Annotated in this window: 22 protein-coding genes; 11 read left to right on the top strand and 11 right to left on the bottom strand. The window is 58.0% G+C overall.

What is annotated here, in order from left to right; genetic code table 11:
- The first annotated feature begins 15 nt into the window (after nt 1–15).
- The 4 genes from G547_RS0108145 to G547_RS0108130 all read left to right on the top strand — a co-directional run bounded on the left by G547_RS0108145 (nt 16) and on the right by G547_RS0108130 (nt 3,469).
- Complete coding sequence (locus tag G547_RS0108145) at nt 16–756, top strand: formylglycine-generating enzyme family protein (protein ID WP_036187668.1); 741 nt, start codon at nt 16–18, stop codon at nt 754–756.
- An 11-nt stretch (nt 757–767) separates the two neighbouring features.
- On the top strand, nt 768–1,415 hold the full coding sequence (locus G547_RS20635) for an SCO family protein (protein WP_051235063.1): 648 nt from the start codon (nt 768–770) through the stop codon (nt 1,413–1,415).
- Nucleotides 1,416–1,488: 73 nt separating this feature from the next.
- The gene (locus tag G547_RS20630) at nt 1,489–3,123 is read left to right on the top strand and encodes an FG-GAP-like repeat-containing protein (protein ID WP_051235061.1); all 1,635 of its coding nucleotides are present in this window, start codon (nt 1,489–1,491) and stop codon (nt 3,121–3,123) included.
- 139 nt (nt 3,124–3,262) lie between these two features.
- Nucleotides 3,263–3,469 (top strand): DUF3565 domain-containing protein, encoded by a 207-nt coding sequence (locus G547_RS0108130; RefSeq protein WP_027329432.1) that lies wholly within the window; start codon nt 3,263–3,265, stop codon nt 3,467–3,469.
- A gap of 125 nt (nt 3,470–3,594) precedes the next feature.
- On the opposite strand, the gene G547_RS0108125 is transcribed toward G547_RS0108130, so the two are convergent.
- A complete protein-coding gene (locus G547_RS0108125) occupies nt 3,595–3,795 on the bottom strand; it encodes a cold-shock protein (RefSeq protein ID WP_027329431.1) in 201 nt (66 codons plus the stop codon).
- A 396-nt stretch (nt 3,796–4,191) separates the two neighbouring features.
- Here G547_RS0108125 and G547_RS0108120 point away from each other — a divergent pair, with 396 nt between their 5' ends.
- Nucleotides 4,192–5,790: a BCCT family transporter gene (locus tag G547_RS0108120; RefSeq protein ID WP_027329430.1), complete on the top strand. Its 1,599-nt coding sequence runs from the start codon at nt 4,192–4,194 to the stop codon at nt 5,788–5,790.
- Nucleotides 5,791–5,859: 69 nt separating this feature from the next.
- Here G547_RS0108120 and G547_RS0108115 read toward each other — a convergent pair whose 3' ends face one another.
- From G547_RS0108115 to G547_RS0108100, 4 genes are all read right to left on the bottom strand, one after another.
- Nucleotides 5,860–7,563 (bottom strand): NADPH-dependent assimilatory sulfite reductase hemoprotein subunit, encoded by a 1,704-nt coding sequence (locus G547_RS0108115; protein ID WP_027329429.1) that lies wholly within the window; start codon nt 7,561–7,563, stop codon nt 5,860–5,862.
- Nucleotides 7,563–9,359: an assimilatory sulfite reductase (NADPH) flavoprotein subunit gene (locus tag G547_RS0108110; protein WP_027329428.1), complete on the bottom strand. Its 1,797-nt coding sequence runs from the start codon at nt 9,357–9,359 to the stop codon at nt 7,563–7,565. The genes G547_RS0108115 and G547_RS0108110 overlap by 1 nt, the downstream gene beginning before the upstream one ends.
- A 142-nt stretch (nt 9,360–9,501) precedes the next feature.
- Nucleotides 9,502–10,731, bottom strand: coding sequence for an NAD(P)/FAD-dependent oxidoreductase (locus tag G547_RS0108105; RefSeq protein WP_027329427.1), 1,230 nt, complete (start codon nt 10,729–10,731; stop codon nt 9,502–9,504).
- Between the two features lie 150 nt (nt 10,732–10,881).
- The gene (locus G547_RS0108100) at nt 10,882–11,661 is read right to left on the bottom strand and encodes a class II glutamine amidotransferase (RefSeq protein WP_027329426.1); all 780 of its coding nucleotides are present in this window, start codon (nt 11,659–11,661) and stop codon (nt 10,882–10,884) included.
- A gap of 290 nt (nt 11,662–11,951) precedes the next feature.
- Here G547_RS0108100 and G547_RS0108095 point away from each other — a divergent pair, with 290 nt between their 5' ends.
- Nucleotides 11,952–12,452, top strand: coding sequence for a CBS domain-containing protein (locus G547_RS0108095; protein ID WP_051235060.1), 501 nt, complete (start codon nt 11,952–11,954; stop codon nt 12,450–12,452).
- Between the two features lie 15 nt (nt 12,453–12,467).
- Here the strand turns inward: G547_RS0108095 and G547_RS23655 are convergent, their stop codons facing one another.
- The 5 genes from G547_RS23655 to ubiT all read right to left on the bottom strand — a co-directional run bounded on the left by G547_RS23655 (nt 12,468) and on the right by ubiT (nt 17,384).
- Nucleotides 12,468–12,614 (bottom strand): hypothetical protein, encoded by a 147-nt coding sequence (locus tag G547_RS23655; protein WP_211224533.1) that lies wholly within the window; start codon nt 12,612–12,614, stop codon nt 12,468–12,470.
- The gene (locus G547_RS24040) at nt 12,587–12,754 is read right to left on the bottom strand and encodes a hypothetical protein (protein ID WP_211224528.1); all 168 of its coding nucleotides are present in this window, start codon (nt 12,752–12,754) and stop codon (nt 12,587–12,589) included. The genes G547_RS23655 and G547_RS24040 overlap by 28 nt, the downstream gene beginning before the upstream one ends.
- 99 nt (nt 12,755–12,853) lie before the next feature.
- Nucleotides 12,854–15,946, bottom strand: coding sequence for a TonB-dependent receptor (locus G547_RS0108090; protein WP_051235058.1), 3,093 nt, complete (start codon nt 15,944–15,946; stop codon nt 12,854–12,856).
- A gap of 392 nt (nt 15,947–16,338) precedes the next feature.
- Nucleotides 16,339–16,758 (bottom strand): hypothetical protein, encoded by a 420-nt coding sequence (locus G547_RS0108085; protein ID WP_027329423.1) that lies wholly within the window; start codon nt 16,756–16,758, stop codon nt 16,339–16,341.
- 140 nt (nt 16,759–16,898) lie between these two features.
- On the bottom strand, nt 16,899–17,384 hold the full coding sequence (gene ubiT / locus G547_RS20625) for a ubiquinone anaerobic biosynthesis accessory factor UbiT (RefSeq protein ID WP_051235056.1): 486 nt from the start codon (nt 17,382–17,384) through the stop codon (nt 16,899–16,901).
- Nucleotides 17,385–17,472: 88 nt separating this feature from the next.
- Between ubiT and ubiU the strand changes: the two genes are divergently transcribed.
- The 5 genes from ubiU (at nt 17,473) to G547_RS0108055 (ending at nt 22,678) form a co-directional block, all read left to right on the top strand.
- Nucleotides 17,473–18,468, top strand: a complete 996-nt coding sequence (ubiU, locus tag G547_RS0108075) for a ubiquinone anaerobic biosynthesis protein UbiU (RefSeq protein WP_027329422.1) — start codon at nt 17,473–17,475, stop codon at nt 18,466–18,468.
- Complete coding sequence (locus G547_RS0108070; RefSeq protein WP_342664683.1) at nt 18,468–19,358, top strand: U32 family peptidase; 891 nt, start codon at nt 18,468–18,470, stop codon at nt 19,356–19,358. The genes ubiU and G547_RS0108070 overlap by 1 nt, the downstream gene beginning before the upstream one ends.
- A 45-nt stretch (nt 19,359–19,403) precedes the next feature.
- A complete protein-coding gene (locus tag G547_RS0108065; RefSeq protein WP_027329420.1) occupies nt 19,404–21,542 on the top strand; it encodes an adenosylcobalamin-dependent ribonucleoside-diphosphate reductase in 2,139 nt (712 codons plus the stop codon).
- A gap of 3 nt (nt 21,543–21,545) precedes the next feature.
- Nucleotides 21,546–22,208 (top strand): TSCPD domain-containing protein, encoded by a 663-nt coding sequence (locus tag G547_RS0108060; RefSeq protein ID WP_027329419.1) that lies wholly within the window; start codon nt 21,546–21,548, stop codon nt 22,206–22,208.
- Between the two features lie 95 nt (nt 22,209–22,303).
- Entirely contained in the window at nt 22,304–22,678 is a 375-nt protein-coding gene (locus tag G547_RS0108055; protein ID WP_027329418.1) for a putative zinc-binding protein, read from the top strand.
- Between the two features lie 267 nt (nt 22,679–22,945).
- On the opposite strand, the gene moaB is transcribed toward G547_RS0108055, so the two are convergent.
- The gene (gene moaB, locus G547_RS0108050) at nt 22,946–23,461 is read right to left on the bottom strand and encodes a molybdenum cofactor biosynthesis protein B (protein WP_027329417.1); all 516 of its coding nucleotides are present in this window, start codon (nt 23,459–23,461) and stop codon (nt 22,946–22,948) included.
- Between the last annotated feature and the right edge of the window lie 3 nt (nt 23,462–23,464).

Here is a 23,464-nt window from a genome sequence, read left to right as displayed (position 1 = left end):
TAGGGCGTAAACATCATGGGTCTGAAAGCCGTTCAGTTTCTCGGAATCGTGGGGTTGGCGTGGGCGATGGGCGCCCACGCGGCCGAGCCACCGGTGACCGTGCCAGAGGGTACGTTTGAGCACGCGGTGCTGCTGGACCGGGATGTCCAGACCGAATGGATAAAGTCTTTTCGGGTAGATCCGCACCCGGTCTCCCGAGCCGACTATGCGGGCTTTGTTCAGGCCCACCCGGGTTGGCGACGCTCGGCGCTAACCGGGTTGTTTCAGGATGGTGGGTATCTCAAGCACTGGCACTCGGATCTGGAGCCTGATGGTGAACCGGGCGAGCCGGTGGTACACGTCTCCTGGTACGCCGCCCGGGCCTACTGCGAAGCCCGAGGCGGTGCCTTACCGACGTTGGCGCAGTGGGAATATCTTGTGAACTTGCGCCGGCGGTTAAACGGCCACAGCGATCAGGATTACGCCAATGCAGTCTTTGCCTGGTACGGCGAGCAACGGGTAGCGACCCTGGAGGACAAGGCTCTCGGTCTCAGCGGGTTTATCGGACCGGTCAATGAATGGCTGGAGGACTATCAGCTGTTATTGGGCAATGGAGATCAAGTCGACTTCGGTGGCGGCTCTTGCGGGGATACCGGCCGTTTGATTGTCCGCTACGACAGTGCCCATTACGCCACACTTTTGCGCTACCAGATGCGCAGCAATCTTTCCCCGGAGACCACCGCAAGCAACCAGGGTTTCCGCTGCGTCTACCCTTGATGGAGATTATTATGAAATCGTCGATGTTGAAGGGGCTGCTTTTTGCACTCTTGGGTCTCACTGGCATGAGTGCCTTGGGGTTTGATCAGACCGGGCGCGAACATCACGGTCACGACCAGCACAGTGGCATGCCGCACACGCCGCTGCCCATGACCTCCCGGGTCCCGGAGGGATCGCTTCACCAATTGGATGCCGTATGGCAGACCCATCGTGGTGACGCTTTGACGCTGGCAGATTTGGCGGGGCGGCCCGTCATTATCACGATGTTATACGCCAGTTGCACGACCGCTTGCCCGGTGCTCGTGCAGGATGTGAAGCGTATCTATCAAGCGTTGCCCGAAGCGCGGCGTTCGCAAGCGGCGTTGTTGCTGGTGAGTTTTGACACCGAAGGCGACACTCCCGAGGCGTTGAACCAGTACGCTCAGAGTGTGCGCGCCGATGGCGAGGCTTGGCATTTCGCGACAGGCTCGGCGGCGGATGTGCGCACGCTGGCGGCTTTGCTGGGCGTTCGCTACCGCAAGAACCCCAGTGGCGGCTACGACCACAGCAATGTGATTGCTGTGCTCAATGCCAAGGGTGAGGTGGTTCACCGACAGGAGGGGCTGAATCAGCCGGTGACTGGCGCTGTGAAGGCTGTGAGCCTCGACGGTGGGGCCTGACCTTACTCCGTTACTCTGTTTGGGGTAGTGCTTGCCCGGGCGTATTATGGTTAGCTGCGCTCAAGGAGTGAGCATGAACGTATCGAATCGAAATTCAGTTTTTTTAAGCCGATTGACCTGTGTCTTTTCGGTCCGCTGGCGCCACACTCTTGCCGTTGTGCTACTGTCGGGCGCGGTACTTCTGGATGCATTGGGTTCACCCGCCCAGGCGTCGGATGCGGCCGCCCCGTCAGAGCCCAAGTCCGCGGAAGACGTTGTCCAGCTGGCCGAGCGTTTCTGTGGTGGTTGTCACGCTCTACCTTCCCCCTCCTTGTTGCCCAAGCGCAGCTGGCCGGGCGTTATCGATACTATGGTGGACTTGGCGCAGAAGCGTATTGGCGGGGAGGCGATTCCCTCCGAGGCCGTCCCTCATATCAAAGCGCTTTACTACGGCTCAAGCCCCGAAGCGCTACCCGTGCTTCCTACCCTTACGCGCTCCGAAGACGAACGCCAGTGGACTGTTCAGCGTATTGGCGGGCGTTCCGCCGTACCCCAAATACTCAATATTCAGCCGGTGGCACCGAAGGATTTTGGTCGCCGCTCAGCGCACGCTTTTCTGGTGTGTGATGGCGAGCGAAAGCAACTGACCTTGCTGGAGGCTGAGGGCAATGATCGGATACGTTGGCGGGAAACGCCTCTGGCCACTTTTACGCTGCCGATTCAAACGCGGGTGCTGGATTACACGGGCAATGGCCGGATGGATATCGTGGTGGCAGACCTCGGGGAGTTGCCCCCGAGCGGCCGCCTGAAGGGCAAACTGTATCTACTGGCGCAGGATGAGGCGGGGAATCTGGACAAACAGCTACTCTACGAAGGCCTTGGTCGAATCGCCGATGTGCAGGTGCTGGATATGAATGATGACGGACGGTTGGATCTGGCTGTGGCGGTGTTTGGGGGGGATAACCTGGGGGGTGTGCTGTGGCTCGAAAATCGAGGTGACGGGCGGTTTGAGCGGCACGATTTGATAAGCTTGAGTGGCGCTCTGAATGTGGTCCCCGTGGACCTCAATGGCAATGGCCGACAGGACCTGGTCACTCTTATCGCCCAGGAGCACGAAGTGGTGATGGCCTTTATCAACGCGGGGGAGGGCCAGTACCGCCCCTTGGAAATTGCCCGGGCGCCCCACCCCATGTACGGTTTTACCCAACTGCAGGCGGCGGACCTGGACCAGGATGGCCGGCCGGACCTGATAATGACCAACGGTGATGCTTTCGATACACAAAACGACCCCAAGCCTTATCATGGGGTACAGTGGCTGCGCAATCGGGGTAACCTGAAGTTTGATTATCACGACATTGGACGCTATTACGGTGCCGCCAAGGCGACGGTGGCCGACATCAATGGTGATGGTTATCAAGATGTCATCGCCAGCAGTTGGGTTAATCACTGGGACGATCCCGAGCGCCAATCCATGATCTGGTACGAGAATGATGGCAAGCAGAATTTCCGGCCGCGGACCCTTGCCGGCAATCACCGTGGTATGGTTCCCATGGTGGTGGCCGATCTCGACGGGAATGGCCGGATGGATGTATTGTCCGGCGCGTTTCGTATGGACCTGCTACGAGAGCTGATGACCGGAGAGACCGCCAATCCGGCACCCCAGTCGCTTGGTGATGAGGCGCATTCGAGATTGTTCTGGTTTGAGCAGCTCTCCACCAAAGAGCGTTGAAGTAACGGGCCGTTCGACAGAACCGGCGACCGCGCGAGTCGGCATTGAGGGCTCCATCCCATTGAGGCGTTCAATCACATCGGGCGCCGAACGGCTCACAATTGGCGTATGGAAAAATGCGGGGAGGATAAAGCGGAACGTGCAACAGCCGATTACCGGATATCACAAAGACGAAGAAGATCACTGGGTGGCGGAGCTGAGCTGTGGCCACAATCAGCACGTGCGTCACAAACCGCCTTGGGTGGAACGCCCCTGGGTGCTCACCGAAATGGGACGAGTGGCTATGCTCGGCGAACCACTCGATTGTAAAAAGTGCGATCGGGGGGAGCCGCGAGACAACCCATGAGCCGTCCAGACCAAAGTTTGTTTCAAGCGCTTCACACATAAAAAAAGCGGCTCCCTTAGGGAGCCGCTTTTTCAGAACCTCAGCGCCGGAGCGCTGAATTCAAAACTATGCGGGCAAATAATTGCTTAGATAGCTTGAATGTTCTCGGCCTGAAGACCTTTCTGGCCTTGAGTCACATCGAAGCTGACCGCTTGGCCTTCGGCCAGGGTTTTGAAGCCTGAACCGACAATGGCGCTGAAGTGAGCAAAAACGTCTGCACCAGACTCTTGCTCAATAAAACCAAAACCTTTTGCTTCGTTAAACCACTTAACTGTGCCTGTAGACATAATCGTACCTATAATAAACTATTGATGTTGGTCCAGATGGACCGGTGCTGCTGGAAAGATTCTATTACTTAAAAAGACAGGACGATTACGTGCTACTGAGTGGCTAACTACTGGCAGGGATCGAACAGGTTTTTACAATATAAATCAGAACTTCCTAACACGACCTATAGTACAGGCTTTAAACCGACTGTCAATGCATTTCTTTTGCTGTTTGCGCGAATATTCATTGTGGTTGAGATGACGTGAGACTGCTGGCACTCTCAGGGTTCCAGAGTGAGAGCCCTGATGCACTTTGTCTTGTTGTATTTTTGTTCTGGAATCAACCACTTGGCTTAAAGGCTTGCGAAAGTGAGTCCTTGGGTCTCAAACAATGGCGAACAGGAGTGGCTATTTCATATGAACAGACCGGGTTGGGTTTTTTATCTGTCAGTGCTCCTGCTCGGGGCCTTTGTGGCGCTCGGTATTTTTTGGCCGGAGCAGCTTGCCGCGGGCTCCCGGTGGGCTCTCGACTTTACCACCCGTCATTTCGGCTGGCTTTACCTGTTTGTGACCACCGGTTTCTTGGTGTTCTGTCTGGCGCTTGGAGTCAGCGACAGCGGACGTATTCGCCTGGGGGCCGATGGTGAGGCGCCGGAATTCTCATATCCGACGTGGCTCGGAATGATCTTCTCCGCTGGCATGGGGGTCGGGCTCGTGTTTTGGGGGGTTGCCGAACCCATGACTCACTATGTCAGCCCGCCCCTCGGGATGGTTGAGGGCCGCACGCCCCAGGCGGCGGAACTGGCCATGCAGTATTCGTTGTTTCACTGGGGGTTTCATCAATGGGCCAACTTTGCCGTGGTGGGCCTTGCCATTGCCTATGTGCGCTTTCGCCAACAGCGCCCCGGGCTGATCAGTGAAACCTTCCGCTCCAGTCTGGGTGGCCATGTCGATGGTGGTTGGGGGCATGCCATCAATGTATTGGCGGTGGTTTCTACGGTGTTTGGTGTGGCGACTACGCTCGGCCTGGGCATTATTCAGATCAACAGCGGTTTGGGCTCAGTGTTTGGGGTGAGTTTCGGTGTAGCACCTCAGCTAGCCATTTTGGGGGGCGTGGCAATCATTTTTCTGCTCTGCGCCCTGGCGCCGTTGGAGAGTGGCGTACGCTACGTAAGCGACGCCAATATGCTCCTCGCGGCCGTGATCCTGGTGTTTGTTTTCTTTGCGGGGCCCACGGACTTTATTACGGCGGCAATGACCAATGCCATCGGCGACTACTTCTCCAACATGATCGGTATGAGCCTGGTCATGTCCCCCTACACCGGAGAGGACTGGGTCGCGCGCTGGACGATTTTCTATTGGGCGTGGGGGCTTTCCTGGGCGCCGTTTGTGGGCAGCTTTATTGCCCGTATTTCTCGCGGGCGGACGATTCGGGAATTTGTGGTGGGTGTCATCGGTATGCCGGTGCTGCTGAGCACGGTCTGGTTTGCCACGTTCGGCGGCGCCTCGCTTTATTTTGAGCTCTTCGAAGGGGCCGCCCTGGGGGATGCCGTCAGTCGGGAAATGAGTTCGGCACTGTTTCAGATGCTGGAGCACTTGCCGGCGGTCGGCTGGATCAGTGCGTTGATGTTGGTACTGATTGTGTTGTTTGTGATTACCTCAGCCAACTCCGCCACCTTTGTCTTGGGCATGTTTACCAGTCGGGGTGTGCTTTCTCCGAGTCGACCGATGCGTCTTACCTGGGGTGTCATTCAAGTATTGGTGGCGGGCGTGCTTCTGCTCAGCGGCGGCTTGAGTGCCCTGCAGACTGTATCGATTGTGGCGGCCTTTCCTTTCATGATTTTGATGGTGTTTATGGCCGCCTCGCTGCTCAAGTCCCTTCGCAACGAACAGCGCCAGATGGAACTGCACGAAGCGATTATGCGCGAACGTATACAGCGCCTGCTGGACAACAGTGAGCGGGAGGCATCACTGGATGCGGACCAGGGCTCAGAGGGGGAGGCCAAACCCCAGTGACGCCAATGCGCCTCAAGTCCTGTCGACGGGTGAGCGCTTTACTCACTGCGCCCGAAGGAGGCCCGGGGTTTAACCCTGGGCAATCAGCGGCTGGTGAAAGTCCTCAGAGCCGGCGTGGGCGCTCAGAACGCCGTCTCGATACAGAAAATCGCCAAAGCCCTCGTCGGCTTCCCGCTCTTGGGCATAACGTTCCAGTAGCGGTTTCAGGTCGGTCAGAATCTGGCTTTCATCAATATTCTCCCGGTAGAGTCGGTTCAGGCGTTGGCCTCCGGTGTCGGCGCCCAGAAAAAGGTTGTACTTGCCCGGCGCTTTGCCCGTGAGCGCGATCTCCCCCAGGTAGGGGCGGGCGCAGCCGTTGGGGCAACCGGAGACGCGCAGATGAATGGTGTCCTGCCCAATGCCGGCCGCTTCCATCAGTGCGTGGATTTTCCCGGTCAGCTCGGGCAGGTAGCGTTCGGATTCGGCCATGGCCAGCCCGCAGGTGGGAAAGGCCACGCAAGAGATGGCGTTGCGGGCCAGCGGTGTGCTCCGGCTTCCGTCATCCAGTGCGTAATGATCCACCCGTTCCTGAATGGCCGCGCGCTCTTCGGCGCTGACCCGGGCAATGATCAGGTTCTGGTTGCAGGTAATGCGGAACTCGCCCGAGTGAATTTTGGCGATGTCGTGTAGAGCCGTGCGCAGTTTGAGATGCTCGAAGTCGCGAATGCGCCCGCTGGGAATGCACAGGGTGAGGTGGTGGAAGCCCTTGTCGTCTTCGGTCCAGCCAAAGCGATCGCCGCTGTCGGTCAGAGTGTAATCCCGCAGGTCTTCGAGGGGCTGGCCGTGGACCTGCGCAAACTGTTCCTTGAACCAGTCCAGCCCATGGTCGTCCAGAGTGTACTTGAAGCGCGCGTGAGCCCGGTTGGTACGGCAACCGTGATCGCGCTGAATGGCGACAATGGCTTCACAGGCGTCCACCACCTGATCGGCGGGTACAAACCCGACGGGGGTGGCCAGGCGTGGATAGGTGGCCCGGTCGCCGTAGGTCATGCCCATGCCGCCGCCTACAGCAATGTTGTAGCCGATGACCTTGCCGTTTTCCTCAATCGCGATCAGGCCGATGTCGTTGGCCAGCACATCGCAGTCGTTGTGCGGGGGCAGAGCGATGGCCACTTTAAATTTCCGGGGCAGGTAGCGGTGCGTGTAGAAGGGCTCCTCTTCGTCGTCGGTCTGCTTTGCCGGCTGGTTCAGCCAGACCTCTTCATAGGCGGCCGAGCGCCAGTTCAAGCGTTCGCTGATCTGTACGGCAGCCTCATACACGGTCTGGTGGCTGGCGGACAGGTGCGGGTTGACGTTGGTCACGACGTTGCGATTCACATCGCCACAGGCACCGCGACTGTCCAGCCCGAGTACATCGAGGTCCTGAATCAGGGACGGCAGGTCCTCTTTAAAGACGCGGTGAAACTGAAACGTCTGTCGGGTCGTTAAGCGCAGGCTGCCGTCGGCGTACTCGTCCGCGATGCGGTCCAGTCCCCACCACTGTTGGGGGGTGACCACGCCGCCGGGCAGACGCAGGCGCAGCATAAACTGAAAGTGCGGTTCGAGCTTCTGCTGGCGCCGCTCTTCGCGCAGGTCCCGGTCGTCCTGCTGGTAGAGACCGTGGAACTTGCTCAGGTGGGTATCTTCCTCGCGCAGCGCGCCTGTGGCTTTGTCGGCCAGAGATTCGCGCAGGCTGCCCCGCAGGTAACGGCTCTCGCGTTTGATCTGTTCGGCTTCCGGTAGTGATTCACTCATCAGTACACATCCCGTTGGTAGCGTTTGTCTCGAGTCATCTCACGCAGGTATTGCTCGGCGTTTTCCCGACTTCTGTGGCCCTGGCTGGCCACCACATCGATCAGCGCTTCGTGCACATCCGGCGCCATGGCGTTGGCATCACCGCAGACGTAAACGTGCGCCCCTTCTTCCAGCCAGCGCCAGAGTTCGCCGCCGGCTTCGCGAATGCGATGTTGCACGTACACCTTCTCCGGGCCGTCCCGCGAGAAGGCCACATCCAGCCGGTGGAGGAGCCCCTGCTTTCGCCACTGTAGCCATTCACGCTGGTAGAGAAAATCCGTGCGAAAACGGCGGTCGCCGAAAAACAACCAGTTTTTACCCGGCTGCTCCAGCGCTTCACGCTCCTGCATAAACGCCCGGAAAGGCGCTATGCCCGTGCCGGGACCGATCATGACGATGGGTGTCTCGCCGTTCTCCGGCAGACGGAAGTTTTTGTTCCGGTCGATGAATACCGGCGCATTGTCGTCCAGTGTCAGCCGGTCCGCCAGCCAGGTGGACCCCACGCCTTCGCGTTCGCGCTCTCGTTGCTCGTAACGCACAGCGGCGACCGTCAGGTGCACTTCATCTTCCACCGCGGCCTGGCTGGAGGCGATGGAGTAGAGGCGCGGCGGCAACCGGCGCAGGTGGTCCACCAGGGTTTGCGCATCCAGTCCCTCGATCGGAAAGCTCTGCAATAGATCCAGCAGGTCCCGACCGTGCAGCCATTGAATCAGTTCGCGTTTGTTTTCTGTCAAGGTATGGAGTTCGGAGGACTCGCTCAGTTTTGCCCATTGTTGCACCGTCGGTGGCGTCAGGCGCGTCAGCTCCAGATGATGTTGCAGGGCCTGGGCAAGCGTCAGGGACTCGTCTTTGAGTGTGACGATTTGCTCGCCATCAAGGCCGGCTTGCGCCAGAAGCTGCTCCACCAATCTGGGGTCGTTCTGGGCATAAACGCCCAGAGAGTCGCCTGGAGTATAGCTCAGGCCCGAGTCTTCCAAAGACAGCTCAATGTGGTGCACCGACTTGCCCGAGCCCCGCCCATTCAACCTCACCCGGTCCAACAGCGGTGCGGAAAAAGGGTGCTTGCGGTCGTACTGACTTTGCGGTTGGGAGACACTGGCGGGGGGAGTTGTTGGTGATGGGCCGGGTTCTCCCCCCGGCTGTTCGCTGGAGAGCTGATCCAGCAACGCGGTGATCCACTGGTCCGCGGGTTCGTCAAAGTCCACATCGCAATCGACCCGCTTCGTGAGGCGTTTGCCACCCAGCGCTGCCAGGCGTTCATCGAAATCGATACCGGTCTGGCAGAAATGCTCATAGCTTGAGTCACCCAGTGATAAGACGGCGTATTGAAGCTGGGGTAGCTTGGGGGCTTTGCGGCCGTGGAGGTATTCGTGCAGCCCCAGGGCATTGTCCGGTGGGTCCCCTTCGCCGTGGGTGGAGCTGATGATCGCCAGGCGCTGCTCCTTTTTCAGACGCCGGACGGGAAAATCGTTCATATCCAGGCATTCGACCTCAAGCCCCTTTGCGCGCGCCTGTTCGGTCAGACGCTCTGCCAGGGTTTCGGCGTTGCCGGTCTGGGAACCAAACAGAACCGTCAGCTTGGCGCCCTGAGGCTGAGTGGCCGAGGGCGCCGCTCCTGCGGACTGCTGGGCGGCGCGGTACCCGGCCAGATAGCCTTGCACCCAGTCCAGTTGCTGCTCATTGAGCTCCCGGGCCAGGGCGTCGATCTGTTGTCGTTGAGCATCGCTCAATGGCGATGGTGGTAAGGACGCATTCATCCGCAGTTGGGCTCCCTTTTTCAATCCCGTGGTACTGATGGTGGGGCAGGCTAACAAAAACTCAATGAATATAGACCGCCGTCCTTAGATCGATGTTTACTAAACAAAGAACCGACGGCTCTGAAACAGGGGGCGACGCGGATCAAGCCCGCACTTTGTGGGCAATGTCGCCTTCTTTGCCCTTGAGCATATAACCCCAGTAGAAGGGCGGTAGGAGGTGCTTTTTTACCACCCAATAGAAGCGCGAGCGCTTGAACGGATTCAGTGGCAGCGTTGGGGTAACGGTGCCGCCGTAGGTAAATTCGGCGAGCATCACCTCGCCATAGCCGGTCACGAGCGGGCAGGAGGTGTAACCGTCATAGTGTGCGCTCCGAGGCTGGTGGTCCAGATGCGCCAGCAGATTTTCGACCAGCACCGGGGCCTGCTTGCGAACCGCGGCGGCGGTTTTCGACGTCGGCAGGGAGCTGGCATCGCCCAGAGAGAACACTTCCGGGTAATCGGGGTTCTGGAGTGTGTGGGCGTCCACCCTCAGCCAGCCGCCCTCATTGGCCAGTGCGCTTTCGCGCACAAACCGGGGCGCCCGCTGCGGCGGGGTGACGTGCAACAGGTCGTAGGGCACTTCGATTTCATGGGACTGATCGTCCTGATCGGTGACCTTGAAGGTCGCAAGATGTCGCTCGCCGTCCACCCGAATCAGGTCGTGTTTTAGGTTCACACCAATGCCGTAGTCAATGGCTACATTCTGCAGATGTGGAACAAAGTCCGGTACGCTGAATAGCGCGCCCATGCCGCTGTAGAACTCGGCCAGTATGTGGTGGCTCTGCTGACGTTTCTGCCACTGATGCGCCGCCAGGTAGGCAATTTTCTGCGGTGCCCCGGCGCATTTGATCGGCGTGGCCGGCTGCGTGAACAGGGCGCGTCCTGCTTTGAGCGTATCGATGCACTGCCAGGTGTAACGGGCGAGGGAGGGGGCGTAATTGCTGCAGACACCGCCGTGTCCGAGTGCTTCTGGGAGCCCCTCAATAGCCGCCCAATTCAGCTCGATACCCGCTGCGACCACCAGCGTCTGATAGTGCACGTCAACGCCATCGTCCAGGCGGACCCGCCGCTGCTCCGGGTGCAGGGCACTGACCGCCTGGCGAATCCAGGTGGCGCCTGCGGGCAGGGTCTGGGCCTGCGGACGGGCCGTGTCTTCCAGCTTATAGGTGCCCCCGCCCACCAGCGTGAAGGCGGGCTGGTAATAGTGCGTGTCGCTCGGTTCGATCACCGCCACGTCCAGTTGTGGACGCTGGCGCAATAGCGAGGCGGCAACGCTGGTGCCGGCGGCGCCACCGCCGATAATGACAATGTCGTGATGTCGGGGTTGGGTCATGAGGCAGCCTCCTGTCCATTCGAGACGGAAGCTTATCAGTATTAAGGTGTATTAAAAATACATCTATTAGATGGTTTGGATTTAAGTAAAGAGCTGAGTGATATAAGCACTTGTTTCGGCGTGATCGACGGAAAGACACCGTGGGTAATCTCACTCAGTGGGGGCTTGTGCCATGACCACTTCGCCCCGGCGCCACAACCGCCATTCTCCGGGCCGGTAGATGTCCCAGATTTCATCGCTGGTGAGCGGCTCGGTTACGATGACGCTGACAATGTCATCGGGCGTGGTTTCCGACTCGAAGTCCACCACCATATCCGCGTCTTTCAATCGGGCGGGCCCGAAAGGCGCCCGGCGGGTAATGCAGGCCATCTTGGTGGAACAGTAGGTGAACAGCCAGTCGCCATTGCTCAACAGTAGGTTGAACACGCCCCGACGGGCGTAACTTCCGGCGAGTTGGACCAATTGGCGAATCACGTCTTCAGTCGCGGCGTGCCTGTCGCAATGCCGACGCAAGTGGTTGAGCATATCGCAGAACAGCGCTTCGCTGTCGGTGTCACCCACCGGCTCGTAGAAGCCGGGCTGGGGTGAAAAACCGGACAGCTGGCCGTTGTGGGCAAACACCCAGTAACGGCCCCAGAGCTCCCGGGTAAACGGATGGGTGTTCGCCAGACTGACCGCGCCCACATTGGCCTGACGGATATGACAAATGGCCACTTCACTTTTGATGGGGTGAGTCTGCACCACTTCGGCGATACGCGACGAAGCGCTGGCGCCGGCATCGTGAAAACAGCGCACGCCTTTGCCCTCGTAGAAGGCCACGCCCCAGCCGTCTTTGTGGGGCCCGGTTTCGCCGCCCCGGCGGGTCAGGCCGGTAAAGCTGAAACACAGGTCGGTAGGGGTGTTGGCGCTCATGGCCAGCAGTTCGCACATAGCGGGCAGACTCTCAAACGGTGATGCCAGATGAGGGGGTATTATACGCACGTTGTGTGCGTTCTTCGGCGTTCGCATTGTTCATCGACACCCCCGGGCCTTCGCACCAAAAATGCGCAGTTAGAAGCCTGTGGGATATCGCATGCACCAGGTTGGTTCGGTTCTGGCCGGGGTCTCGGCACTATGATGGGGCTTGTGGGGTATTTCTGGAGCTGGTATCGGACTTGCAGTGTTTGCGCTGATTGGAACTGAATGTCCTTTTATGGGCCCACGCAACCGGAGAATGTATTATGCCCCTCTCATCAATCGCGGGCCTGCATGCGCGCGACATTATGCATAGCAACCTGCTGACCGCTTATGAAGGCTGGACAATCCATCGCCTGGCGGAATTCTTTATTCACCGACAGATTTCCGCCGCACCGGTGATCGCCTCGGATCACGAACTGGTGGGCGTTGTCAGCGTGAGTGACATTGTGCGTTTTAACACCATGGATGAGGAAAAGCGCAGTGATGCCTTGCGCAACCTCTACCGCGACAGTTGCGGCCAGGAAATCAACGAGTCAGACCTGAGAGCCTGGGTAAAGACGGCGGATAGGAACTGCACCGTGCACCAGATTATGGTGCCCGAGGTTATTACCGTGGATGAACAAGCCGGTCTGCGCGAGGTGGTAGCCACTCTGGTCGACCATCATATTCATCGTGTGTTTGTCACCGAAGATAATAAAATCATGGGTGTCATCACTGCCATGGATGCCTTGCAGGCACTTCATGAACGCCTGAATTATGAGTAGCCGGTAGCGATCTATTCAGAGTGCTGCGGACAGTGGCGGTGCCTGCACACCCTGATCAACGGCTGCGTTAATCGTCCAGCGTCCCTCGCCAGCGAAGTCGTCCAGGTGTGGGGCGCCGGTCAGTATCTGGGCCGTCAGATCCAGCAACCAGAAGGAGACCACGATGCCAAACTTCGGCGATATCGGACAGATTGAGACGCAAAGCGCTCCCCGGAGGGCAGCGCCTCGGACGCTCGGTTTCTCATGATGTCGAAGCCTTCCGCGTAAGCCTGCATCAGACTGTATTCGATGCCGTTCTGCACTATTTTCACATCCCGGGTAGCTAGCCCGGCAGGCGAATTTTCCTGGTCTGCCACCTACCGCATTGAGGGGCGGCTCTTGCCGCCCCTGCTTTTTTCTCCCTAGAAGTTGTAACGAACGCCGACTTGGTAACGTGCACCGAGATCCTCAAGGTATTGAGTCAAACGGGCGTCGCGGGTACGCCAGCGTACATTCTCTTCGGTCAGGTTCAGGCCTTCAAAGAAGACACTGAACTGCTCGTTGATGTCGTACGACACACTCATGTCCCACTGAAAGTACTCATCCACATACACCGGGTTATTGGAACCGCCCTGGTTGGTTTGGCGCAGGAACTCGTCGCGCCAGTTCCAGGCCAGGCGTGCCTGAAGGCCCCGATTTTCATACATCATTATCAGGTTGGCGGTGTCGCTCAGGCCCAGCAGAGCGAACTGTTCGGCCGTCGGGTCAGCGGTGTCATCAAAGCCGATATCGCCATCCACCACGGTGTAGTTTGCCTGCAGACCAAAACCCGTGTCACCAAAGAAGTGTTGGAATGCAAACTCCATCCCGTCAATAGCCGCTTCTCGCTGGTTGATGGGGAAGGTCGTCCGCCACTGGACGAGGGGACTGTCTTCATTCGGGGCGATGTCGTATGCCTGAATCATGTCCGCAACAAAGGTCGGGTCCAGCTGTGAGGCGTTACTACTGTCCACCTCAATGGTATCCGGGCCGTCCGGGAAGTCACCGGGATTGTCCAAAATGGCGGTCATGGTGAACAGGCTTTCCGCGTTGACGGAGATGCCTCGGTTTTCAAGCTCTTGCTCGGCCTGCTCGACCAACGGTCCGGCACTCGGGTCCCGCATACCAAAGTGCGGCTCATTGCGTACGCCCGAACCGATAAAGTTCTCTACGTCCTTGCGGAAGTAGCCGACCGAGGCGTAGCTGCTGTCGTCGAAGTACCACTCGAGGGACAGGTCTATGTTGGTGGACTCCAGTGGGTCGAGTTTCGGATCGTTCTTGCTGGCAGATGCCGTCCCGCCGAGGTAGGTGGGGTTGTCCTGCTGGAAGTTGCCGACCGAAACGTACAGGTTGCCGTAGTTGGGGCGGGCGATGGTTTGGCTGGCGGAGAAGCGCGCGAGTAGGTCCTGCGTGAGTGAAACGCTCAAGTCCAGGCTGGGCAGGAGGTTGTCATAGCTGTGGTCCTCGGCCACAAATTTCTGGTCATCTGCGTATACGGTGGTCTGGAAGTCGTTATCACTCTCCCAAGGGCGATACCGAGGAACTTCCATCAAGGCGGAGGAGGTTACCTCGGTTTCTTCGTAACGCAAGCCGAGCAACAGGTCGGTCTCCAGTCCGGCCAAGGTGAAGTTATTTTGGTATTCGACAAAGGCTGCGGTAATCTCCTCGGTCACTCGGTTGTCGTTGGGGTGCTGGTCAAGTGCCGCGCAATTCCATTCGCCATCGTAGCCCCCATAAATACCCAGCGACTGTTGGCACAATCCATATACATCAATGGCCCGCATACCGACGGTGCTCATTCTGGAGGTGTCGTAGTCGTCGTATTGAGCGGCAAAGTTAAAGGGGTGAAGAATGTTGTGCAGTTCCCCCGGGTTACTGACATTCCAGTTGCCCAGTTGTACCTGGCGGTTGGAGTTTTGCTGGCGCATCTCCATTTCCCGGTATTCCAGGCCGAAGTCCAGGCTGCTTTGGTCGAATGATTGAGTACCACCGAACTGGACCTGGGCGATGTCCATTTCCTGGGAAGCATAGAAAACCCGCCCTTGCTGGGTCCCGAAGTCGGGCTCGTCAAAGCGGTCATTGTCGTTGGTGTTACTATCATCCCAATCGAAGGCGCCCTGGGGGAGGTCGTTACCGAACCAGAAATACTGACGTTCACCGATGGGGGCGCCCACACTCATGGCAATCTCACCGGCCTGGCCCGGGCCGTCGGGCATGTTGTCCATACTCGAATCGTGCGCGTCAAACCTTAAAGTCAATGAATCGCTGACGTCCCACTCGGTATTGACCCCCAAAGAACTTAGGGTGTTGCGCTGCTCACGCCATTGTTGTTCGTAACCCATATCCTTGTTGTTGAGTTTTTCCTGAATATACAAAGGCACCGCGATCGCTGCGGAACTGTCGAAATCCACTTGCTCAATGCTGGAGCCGTTTCCGATCCACAACGCCCACTCACCGCGGTGCTCGGAGATCTTCATATCCGCATAAGTGTAGTCAACCGTAACGGTCACATCCTCCCGGGGAGCAAACTGAGCGGTTATCTGCGCGTTGGCTCGGTCACGCTGACGCTCGGAGTAGGCCCACCGAAAGTCGTTGGGGCGTGCAAATAACTGGCCGTCTTTGGGCTCGCCGTTGATCTCCGCCGCGATGTTTCCATCGCCGTCTCGAATCCAGCTAAAGCCCTGGTTTTCCCCGGCGTCGTGCGCCTCGGCGTCCCAATAAGCCATGTTCCAGTTGTTCTCGGCAGCGTTAGCCGTTGCGGAGTCGCGCTTGGAATAGCTGGCCGTGACGGCGAGACCGACGGTGTTGGCACTGTTTTTCCAACTAAATAAGCCGGAAATTTCCGGGGTAATATCCTCGCCACTGTCACTCACGGTGGTGTCATGCATGCCCTTCGCACTCAGGGACAGCTCCAGCGGGTCATTTTCCAAGGGCTTGGTGGTGGTAATGTTGACAGTGGCACCGATGCCGCCGGTGGGTACAGAGGCACGGCCGGTTTTGTAAACACTCACACCGGCCACACTTTCCGATGCGAGATTGGAAAAGTCAAAAGCTCGGGTCGCGCCGCCAGAAGTACCCCCGGCGCCGCTACCGCCACCATAAGTGTAGCCAGCGGGCAGGGTGCGGCCGTTGAGGGTCACCATATTGTTGGCGGCGCCGAAGCCGCGCACGGTAATTTGCGAGCCTTCTCCGTTTACCCGGTCAATGGAAACACCGGTAATGCGTTGTAGGGACTCAGCGAGGTTTGAGTCGGGAAACTTACCAATATCTTCCGCGGAAATGGCATCCACCACGCCCGAAGAGTCTCGTTTGATATCCATGGCACGATCGAGAGAAGCGCGTAAACCGGTGACGACGATCTCCTCAAGTTGACCGGCGTCCTGAGCCAGTGCCGGGGCGCCGAGAGAGCCACCCATTAGGGTGGCGATGCTGGCCGATAGTAAGCGTTTCTTAACCAAACTGCGGTTTGTGTTCATTGGATCCTCCAATTTTATTGTCGAGTGTTATTGCTTATCGTGCTCGAATTGGGAAAAGTCCTTCATTGCACGAGTCTGCGCGGTGCTTTGATCTACCTCTGCGCAGAGGGCCCAAAATGAACTCATATAGTCAAAAAATCTATTAGTCTGGCGGGGTATTTACGATGCGTAATCGGATACCGTCGGGGAGGTGTGAAGGGGTAGGGAATTTGAGTGCCTGGGGGCTGCCGATTTTGGGGAATGGTCGAGGCAGGTGCAGAGCGGTTACGCTAGTCGTTCGTGGACAACGCTGAGACCAGGTATTGTCCTTTGCTTGGCTTGCTGAAACGCAGGCTGCCAGTACAGGGAGTGTACTGGCTTTTCTTTGGACGGGAGCGCTGAAAAATTGAGTATCAGCCGTGGTTTATCTGCAATGGGGTACCGCTTCGATCAAACACCAAGAGGTTATTGATCATGCCGTTGCGGATGGCGTGGATGACTTTTTCGATGGCATCGTCAATTTCCTTGGTAGAGGGCAGTCTGTCTCCTGTACCGGGTAGTGCCGCCACGAACACAGCGTCCCACTCACTGCCTACCTGCTTCGCTTCTTCAACAAAGGCTGTAAATCCTTCCAACTCCGATGGCTGCTTGTCAATGCCTGCCAATGGCGCCAGGTGACCACCATGGCCTTCGGCAAAAGCCCGGGCCTGTTCCTCAGTGTGCCCGTGAGGAAGCTCGCGTTTGGCCAACACCAAAAGCAGTTTTTGCGGTTCGCTTTGCTGGCTGGCGATGGCCAGAAAGTCATCAAAGTGGCTGAGCTCGAAGGTTGTCATTGCGGACTCTCGTTCGGTAGGGGGAGTGGGTGTGTCACTGCCTGCCCATTGTGCATACTTTGTGGGCCTTCCGTCATCCCCCCAAAGGGGTAGGCCCTAGGGGGAATATCGGAACACGGCGTCGGGCAGTAGGCTAAGGCTTACGCCGAGGCCAAGTGAGTCACCAGACGGTAGACCGGTGTTGGCATCAGCTCTTCAGGAGCCTGGCCGTCCAGAAAATTTTTCAAGGCCAACCCCAATTCGGTATTTCCCTCAATGGCGAGTTTGCGACGAAAAAACAGGGTGTCGGGGTCCACCTGCCCGGCGATGACGCGTAACAGATCGTGCAAGTTGGCGCGAAAAGTTACATCAGTCGTAATGGCTTTCATGGAAACGTATAACCGTTGCGCGAGTAGGGTAACGGAGAAGTCCAGGTGGATATCCGGCACAACAATGCGAACACGGCGGCCGCGCATAAAGTCCAGTTCACCCTGCTTGAGGGCCCGGCCAAAAACATGGTTTAGGGTCGTTGATAAGGCCTGTTGGTGTACAAACCCCGGAAGGGTTTGATGAGTCCAGCGAGCCAGAATGGTAAAACGATGAAGATGGGTGGAAGACGTGGTAGAGCGGGATTGAGTGGCAGTCATAGGGGAGCACCTCCTGAATCAGCATGCTATCAAAGCCTGATGGCGGCGCCACTTATCCTGAAGAGGTACACATCGGAGGTACGAGATCGTGGAATTACTTTGCCCGGCAGGCAGTTTACCTGCGTTAAAAATGGCTCTGAAAGAAGGCGCCGATGCCATCTACGTCGGCTTGCGCGGCGATACCAATGCCCGCCACTTTGCCGGCCTTAACCTGGATACCCAGGGGCTGCGCGACGCGGCTCGGGAAGTGCATCGTCAGGGCCGACGGTTACACGTGGCGATCAATACCTTCGCCCACCCCACCGACTGGGAAAGCTGGCAGCTGGCCGTCGACGAAGCGGTGAAAGCGGGCGCGGATGTGTTGATTCTGGCGGATATGGCGGTACTGGCTTACGCGGCTGAGCGCTACCCCGAAGTGGAGCGGCACCTGTCGGTACAGGCCTCGGCAACCAATGCCGCTGCCATCGAGTTTTATCGTCAGGTCTATGGCGTGACCCGGGTAGTACTGCCAAGGGTTCTGTCCATGCAGCAGGTCTCCGCACTGGCGCACACCGTCAGTACCGAGTTGGAGGTGTTCGCCTTTGGCAGCCTGTGCATTATGGCCGAGGGGCGATGTTACCTGAGCTCCTACATGACCGGCGAATCCCCCAACAACTCCGGCGCCTGTTCACCGGCCAAGTTCGTTCGTTGGGAAGAAAAACGGGGCGTGTTGGAGTCACGCCTGAACGGCTACCTGATTGATCGCTTCGCCGGCGGGGAGAACGCGGGTTACCCCACACTGTGTAAGGGCCGCTTTGAGGTGGACGGAGAGCGCTATCACGCCCTGGAGGAGCCCACCAGCCTTAACACCCTGAGCCTGTTGCCCGAGCTCTATGGAGACGGTATCAAGGCGGTGAAGATCGAGGGCCGTCAGCGCAGCCCGGCTTATGTCGGACAGGTCACGCGAGTCTGGCGCCAGGCCATTGACCGACTGCTCAATGACCCGGAGCGCTACCGGGTTAACCGGGACTGGGATAGCACCCTGGCGGGGCTCTCCGAAGGCCATCAGACCACCATCGGGGCCTATCACAGGAGTTGGCGATAATGTTGAAAATGAGTGTTGGGCCCATTTTGTACTTCTGGCCCAAAGAACAAGTGCAGCGTTTTTATACCCAGGTGGCGGAATCCGAGGCCGATATCGTGTACTTGGGGGAGACCGTCTGTCCCAAGCGGCGGGAGTGGCGTCTCGACGATTATCTGGCGCAGGCCCATCAGTTACGCGAAGCCGGCAAGGATGTGGTGCTCTCTACCATGACCTTGTTGGAATCTCCGGCAGACTTGCGCGAGCTGCGCCGATATTGCGATAACGGCGAGTTCACCGTTGAGGCGAATGACGTTGGGGCCATTGGTCTGCTGCGCGAGGCGGGTCTGCCTTTTGTCGCCGGTGCCGCGATTAACTGTTACAACCCCCAGACCCTGCGCCAGTTGGTGCAATTTGGCATGCAGCGCTGGCTGATGCCGGTGGAACTGTCCCGGGAGTGGTTGTCTCAGATACTGTCCCATCCGGACATCGAGGATATCCGCCACACTTTTGAGGTCGAAGTGCTGGGCTTCGGGCATTTGCCCTTGGCGTGGTCGGCCCGCTGCTTTACCGCTCGCTCGGAGAACCGTCCGAAAGATCAGTGCGACTTGTGCTGCATCAAATACCCGTCGGGTCGACCGGTTTACAATCAGGAGGGTGAGCGGTTGTTTGTGCTCAACGGTATACAGACCCAGTCCGGTGACCGGTATAACCTGATCAATGAGGTGTCGGGAATGAACCGGCTGGTGGATGCGCTACGCGTCAGTCCAGAGCCCGAGGGGACGCTGGAGTGGTTAGCGCGCTTTCGCGCGGCCAGCCGGGGGGAGTCGGTCGAGGGTCGTAGCCCCGGCGATGTCAACGGGTACTGGCACAAGATGGCCGGCATTGTGCAGGTTGAGGCAACCGGGCGATAGCGCGAATTCGCAAGACGAGTGACGACATTTAAGTAGAGGCAACGAATGACAGAGCAATCCAAGGACATCACCGAACCCGCCGTCGAACTTCAACCGGCGTCCCAGGATATCTGGGACCAGAAATATCGTCTGAAAGATCATCAGGATCAGCCGGTGGACCAAGACATTGACGGCACCTGGGCGCGGGTGGCCGACGCGTTGGCTGAGATCGAGCCCAAGCGAAAGGCGCATTGGCGCGAGCAGTTTTTATGGGCGCTGCAGAACGGGGCCATCCCCGCCGGGCGAATCATTTCCAATGCCGGTGCCCAGGCCTACAAGCCCGCCACCTCCACCATTAACTGCACGGTTTCCGGCACCATTGGTGATTCCATGGAAGACATACTGCAGAAAAACCTGGAGGCGGGGCTGACGTTAAAGGCCGGTTGTGGCATCGGCTATGAGTTCTCGACCCTGCGGCCCAAGGGAGCCTATGTGGCTGGGGCGGGCGCCAATACTTCCGGCCCTCTGTCGTTTATGGATATCTACGACAAGATGTGCTTTACCATCTCCTCCGCCGGGGGCCGGCGCGGCGCGCAGATGGCCACGTTCGACGTGCATCACCCCGATGTCAGCGAGTTTATTCGCGCCAAGCGCGAAGCCGGGCGGCTGCGCCAGTTCAATCTCTCTTTGTTGATTACCGACGACTTTATCCAGGCGGTTAAAGCCGATGCCACCTGGCCGCTGAGCTTTCCCATCACCGAAAAAGACCTCAAGCGCGAAGGCCTCAATGGTGATAACGTTGAGCAGGTGGTCTGGCGCCGTCTGGACCACCTGGCCGACAAGTACCTGCGCAATGAGCAGGGGGAGGTGGCCTGCAAGGTGTATAAAAAAGTCCCCGCCCGCCAGTTGTGGAACCAGATCATGCGCTCCACCTACGACTTCGCCGAGCCGGGCTTTATTCTGATCGACCGGGTCAACCAGTGGAACAACAACTGGTTCTGCGAAGACATCCGCGCGACTAATCCCTGTGGTGAGCAACCCCTGCCGCCCTACGGTAGCTGCCTGCTTGGTTCGGTGAATCTGACCCAGTGCGTCAAGCATCCTTTTACTGAAAACGCCGAGTTCGATTGGGAAAAGTTCCGAAAGCTGGTTTCCATCTTTACCCGAATGCTGGACAACGTGGTGGAAATCAACGGCCTGGCGTTGCCCGAGCAGCGGAGAGAGATTGAACGCAAGCGCCGCCACGGTATGGGGTTTCTGGGGCTGGGTTCGGCGCTGACCATGTTGACGATTCCTTACGGAAGCCCGGCGTCCGTTGCCTTTACCGAACAGGTGAGCAAGGAGCTTGCCCTGGCCGGTTGGCGCGAAGCTCTGGCGTTGGCGAAAGAAAAAGGGCCTGCACCGATCATGGCAGAAACCTTCGAGGTCACGCCTATCATGTTGGCCAAGCAGCCGAAGCTGGCGGAGCGATACCGGGTGGGCGACAAGGTGCCCGGTAAGGTGCTCTGGACGCAGTATGGCCGCTATATGCAACAGATTGCCGAAGAGGAGCCGGCACTGGTGGACGCACTGGCTGAAACCGGCGGACGCTTCACCCACCACTCATCGATCGCGCCCACGGGTACCATTTCTCTGTCTCTGGCGAATAATGCCAGCAACGGGATTGAACCGAGCTTTGCTCACCATTACGCGCGCAATGTCATTCGTAGCGGCAAAAAATCCAAGGAAAAAGTGGATGTGTTTTCCTATGAGCTGCTGCGCTACCGCCAACTGGTGGAGCCCAACGCCAAGCCGTATCCCCAACCTGGGGAGACCGGCCTGCCGGAGTACTTTGTGGTCTCCGACCAGATTACCCCGGAGCAGCATGTGGATGTGCAGGCCGCGGCGCAGAAGTGGATCGACTCCTCCATTTCCAAGACCATCAACGTACCCACGGAAATTGCCTACGAGCGGTTCAAGGATATTTATCTGTACGCTTACGAAAAAGAGCTGAAGGGGTGTACCACCTTCCGTTTTAACCCGGAGGCGTTCCAGGGGGTTCTGGTCAAAGAACAGGATCTGGAAAACACCACCTATGTGTTTGAGCTCGAAGACGGTCGGAAGCTGGAGTTCAAGGGCAATGAAGAAGTGGAGTATGACGGTGAAATGCACACCGCGGCCAACTTATACGAAGCGTTGAAAGAAGGTTACTACGGGAAGTTTTAAACTATGAATGCCAAAGTTATTGACAAGAAGATCACCGGCTTCTCTATCAAGAAGCCGGAGGCTGAGAAAGAGCCGGACATTGAACGCATGCACGAGAAGTTCGAACGTCCGGAAACGCTTGAGGGCAGCACCTACAAAATCAAAACGCCGCTGTCCGATCATGCCCTGTACATCACCATTAACGATGTGGTGTTGAACCCCGGTACCGACCATGAAGTGCGCCGGCCCTTCGAGGTGTTTATCAACTCAAAAAACCTCGAACACTTTCAGTGGGTGGTGGCGCTGACGCGGGTGATCTCTGCGGTCTTCCGCAAGGGTGGTGATGTCACCTTCCTGGTGGAAGAGCTCAAGGCGGTCTTTGATCCTCAGGGCGGCTATTTTAAATCCGGAGGCCGCTTTATGCCGTCACTGGTGGCAGAGATCGGTGACGCCATCGAAACCCATATGAAACGCATCGGTCTGATTCAGGAAGACGCCCTGTCAGAGACGCAAAAAGAAGTCTTGCGGGAAAAACAGATCGAGTACGAGCAGAAGCACCGCATTGAGCACGCCAGCGAGGAGTTTCCACCCACGGCGACGCTGTGTTTGAAGTGCCACACCAAAGCGGTGATTGTTATGGACGGCTGCAAAACCTGCTTGAACTGTGGCGCGTCGAAATGCGGCTAAAGGACAGCGCCTCGCTTTCAGTTGATTTGCGTCAAAGCGAGGGGCTGAGGGGAGCGTAAAGTAACCCTATCATGCTGTCAGTTTTGGGTAACACTATGGACGACACACAGAAACCGCTGGTATACGCCTGTTCGGGCCGATCCAATGTCGCTCAGTTGGCGAATGACGTCGCTGTAGTCATGGACCGTGAGGGACATGCCGAGATGTCTTGTATCGCCGGGGTGGGCGGTGATGTTCCCAGTCTGGTCAAGGTGGCCAAGTCGGGGCGGGATATCTGCGCCATTGATGGCTGTCCTCTGGCTTGCGTCAAACACTCCCTGGCCCGTCACGGGGTCACGCCCAAGTGGCATATCGAGCTGACCCGGATGGGTATTAAAAAGCGCAACCGGGATGCCTGCTCCATTCGCGAGCATTACGATGTCTTGCGCAGTGTCTATAACAAGCTGGGGATTATTGCCACGGGGGAGTAGCTGATAGCAACAGTAACGGCGGATGCGCTTCGCTCCTAACGTCGGACCGACCCGGCCGTAGTTTGCTGGTGGCACAGAGGGCCGTGAAGCAGAAGGCCTTTCAAGACCGTGGAGCGGGGGACCCGCGATTCGAGCCTACAGGGACGTATTTACGGCGTGTCTTGAAAGGCCTTCTGCTTCGCGGCCCGGGCGATACTCATACGAATGGGCTGTCCAGGCGGAGCTCAACTCGACGAAGTGTTAGCTTTTCCAACCTCCGTCGGTCAATTAACGAACCAAGTGCCCTACAAAATTACAGGGCCCTTGCCGAGCATCTAACTGAGGTTGCAACAACTTCGTCCATCCCGTCCGGCAGGCCCCTGTTGAGCCCGGTAGGCAGGCAATCAGGGTATTGTTGGCCAACCCCGCCAGCGCTCGGGATTGAATGGTGGACGTGCCAATTTCCTCCCAGGAAATCTGCCGGAACATTTCCCCAAAGCCTTCGACTTCTTTATCGAAAAGGGGCTTCATCGCTTCCGGGGTAGAATCCCGATCGGTAAAGCCGGTGCCGCCGGTAATCAGCACCACCTGGATCTCCGCCTCCGCGATCCAGGCGGAGACCTGGGCGCGAATCTGATAGATGTCGTCTTTCAGCAACGCCCGGTCGGCCAGGTGGTGTCCGTCCTCTTTCAGGGCGTCGACCAGGTATTGGCCGGAGGTGTCGTTCTCGAAGGTACGCGTGTCGGACACGGTCAGTACCGCGATGTTCAAGGGTACCTTCTCTTTGGGCAGGGCGTGGGCCATTCG

It is taken from the genome of Marinimicrobium agarilyticum DSM 16975, from assembly GCF_000423345.1.
GTDB classification, from domain to species: Bacteria; Pseudomonadota; Gammaproteobacteria; order Pseudomonadales; family Cellvibrionaceae; genus Marinimicrobium; species Marinimicrobium agarilyticum.
Note: the sequence above shows the minus strand (reverse complement) of the source record. Positions and strands in the feature narration are given on the sequence as shown.

Coding starts and splice junctions, on each gene's coding strand:
- G547_RS0108145 (WP_036187668.1), top strand. CDS start 16: ATGGGTCTGAAAGCCGTTCAGTTTCTCGGAATCGTGGGGTTGGCGTGG.
- G547_RS20635 (WP_051235063.1), top strand. CDS start 768: ATGAAATCGTCGATGTTGAAGGGGCTGCTTTTTGCACTCTTGGGTCTC.
- G547_RS20630 (WP_051235061.1), top strand. CDS start 1,489: ATGAACGTATCGAATCGAAATTCAGTTTTTTTAAGCCGATTGACCTGT.
- G547_RS0108125 (WP_027329431.1), bottom strand. CDS start 3,795: ATGTCTACAGGCACAGTTAAGTGGTTTAACGAAGCAAAAGGTTTTGGT.
- G547_RS0108120 (WP_027329430.1), top strand. CDS start 4,192: ATGAACAGACCGGGTTGGGTTTTTTATCTGTCAGTGCTCCTGCTCGGG.
- G547_RS0108115 (WP_027329429.1), bottom strand. CDS start 7,563: ATGAGTGAATCACTACCGGAAGCCGAACAGATCAAACGCGAGAGCCGT.
- G547_RS0108110 (WP_027329428.1), bottom strand. CDS start 9,359: ATGAATGCGTCCTTACCACCATCGCCATTGAGCGATGCTCAACGACAA.
- G547_RS0108105 (WP_027329427.1), bottom strand. CDS start 10,731: ATGACCCAACCCCGACATCACGACATTGTCATTATCGGCGGTGGCGCC.
- G547_RS0108100 (WP_027329426.1), bottom strand. CDS start 11,661: ATGTGCGAACTGCTGGCCATGAGCGCCAACACCCCTACCGACCTGTGT.
- G547_RS0108095 (WP_051235060.1), top strand. CDS start 11,952: ATGCCCCTCTCATCAATCGCGGGCCTGCATGCGCGCGACATTATGCAT.
- G547_RS0108090 (WP_051235058.1), bottom strand. CDS start 15,946: ATGAACACAAACCGCAGTTTGGTTAAGAAACGCTTACTATCGGCCAGC.
- G547_RS0108085 (WP_027329423.1), bottom strand. CDS start 16,758: ATGACAACCTTCGAGCTCAGCCACTTTGATGACTTTCTGGCCATCGCC.
- ubiT (WP_051235056.1), bottom strand. CDS start 17,384: ATGACTGCCACTCAATCCCGCTCTACCACGTCTTCCACCCATCTTCAT.
- G547_RS0108070 (WP_342664683.1), top strand. CDS start 18,468: ATGTTGAAAATGAGTGTTGGGCCCATTTTGTACTTCTGGCCCAAAGAA.
- G547_RS0108065 (WP_027329420.1), top strand. CDS start 19,404: ATGACAGAGCAATCCAAGGACATCACCGAACCCGCCGTCGAACTTCAA.
- G547_RS0108060 (WP_027329419.1), top strand. CDS start 21,546: ATGAATGCCAAAGTTATTGACAAGAAGATCACCGGCTTCTCTATCAAG.
- G547_RS0108055 (WP_027329418.1), top strand. CDS start 22,304: ATGGACGACACACAGAAACCGCTGGTATACGCCTGTTCGGGCCGATCC.
- moaB (WP_027329417.1), bottom strand. CDS start 23,461: ATGGCCCACGCCCTGCCCAAAGAGAAGGTACCCTTGAACATCGCGGTA.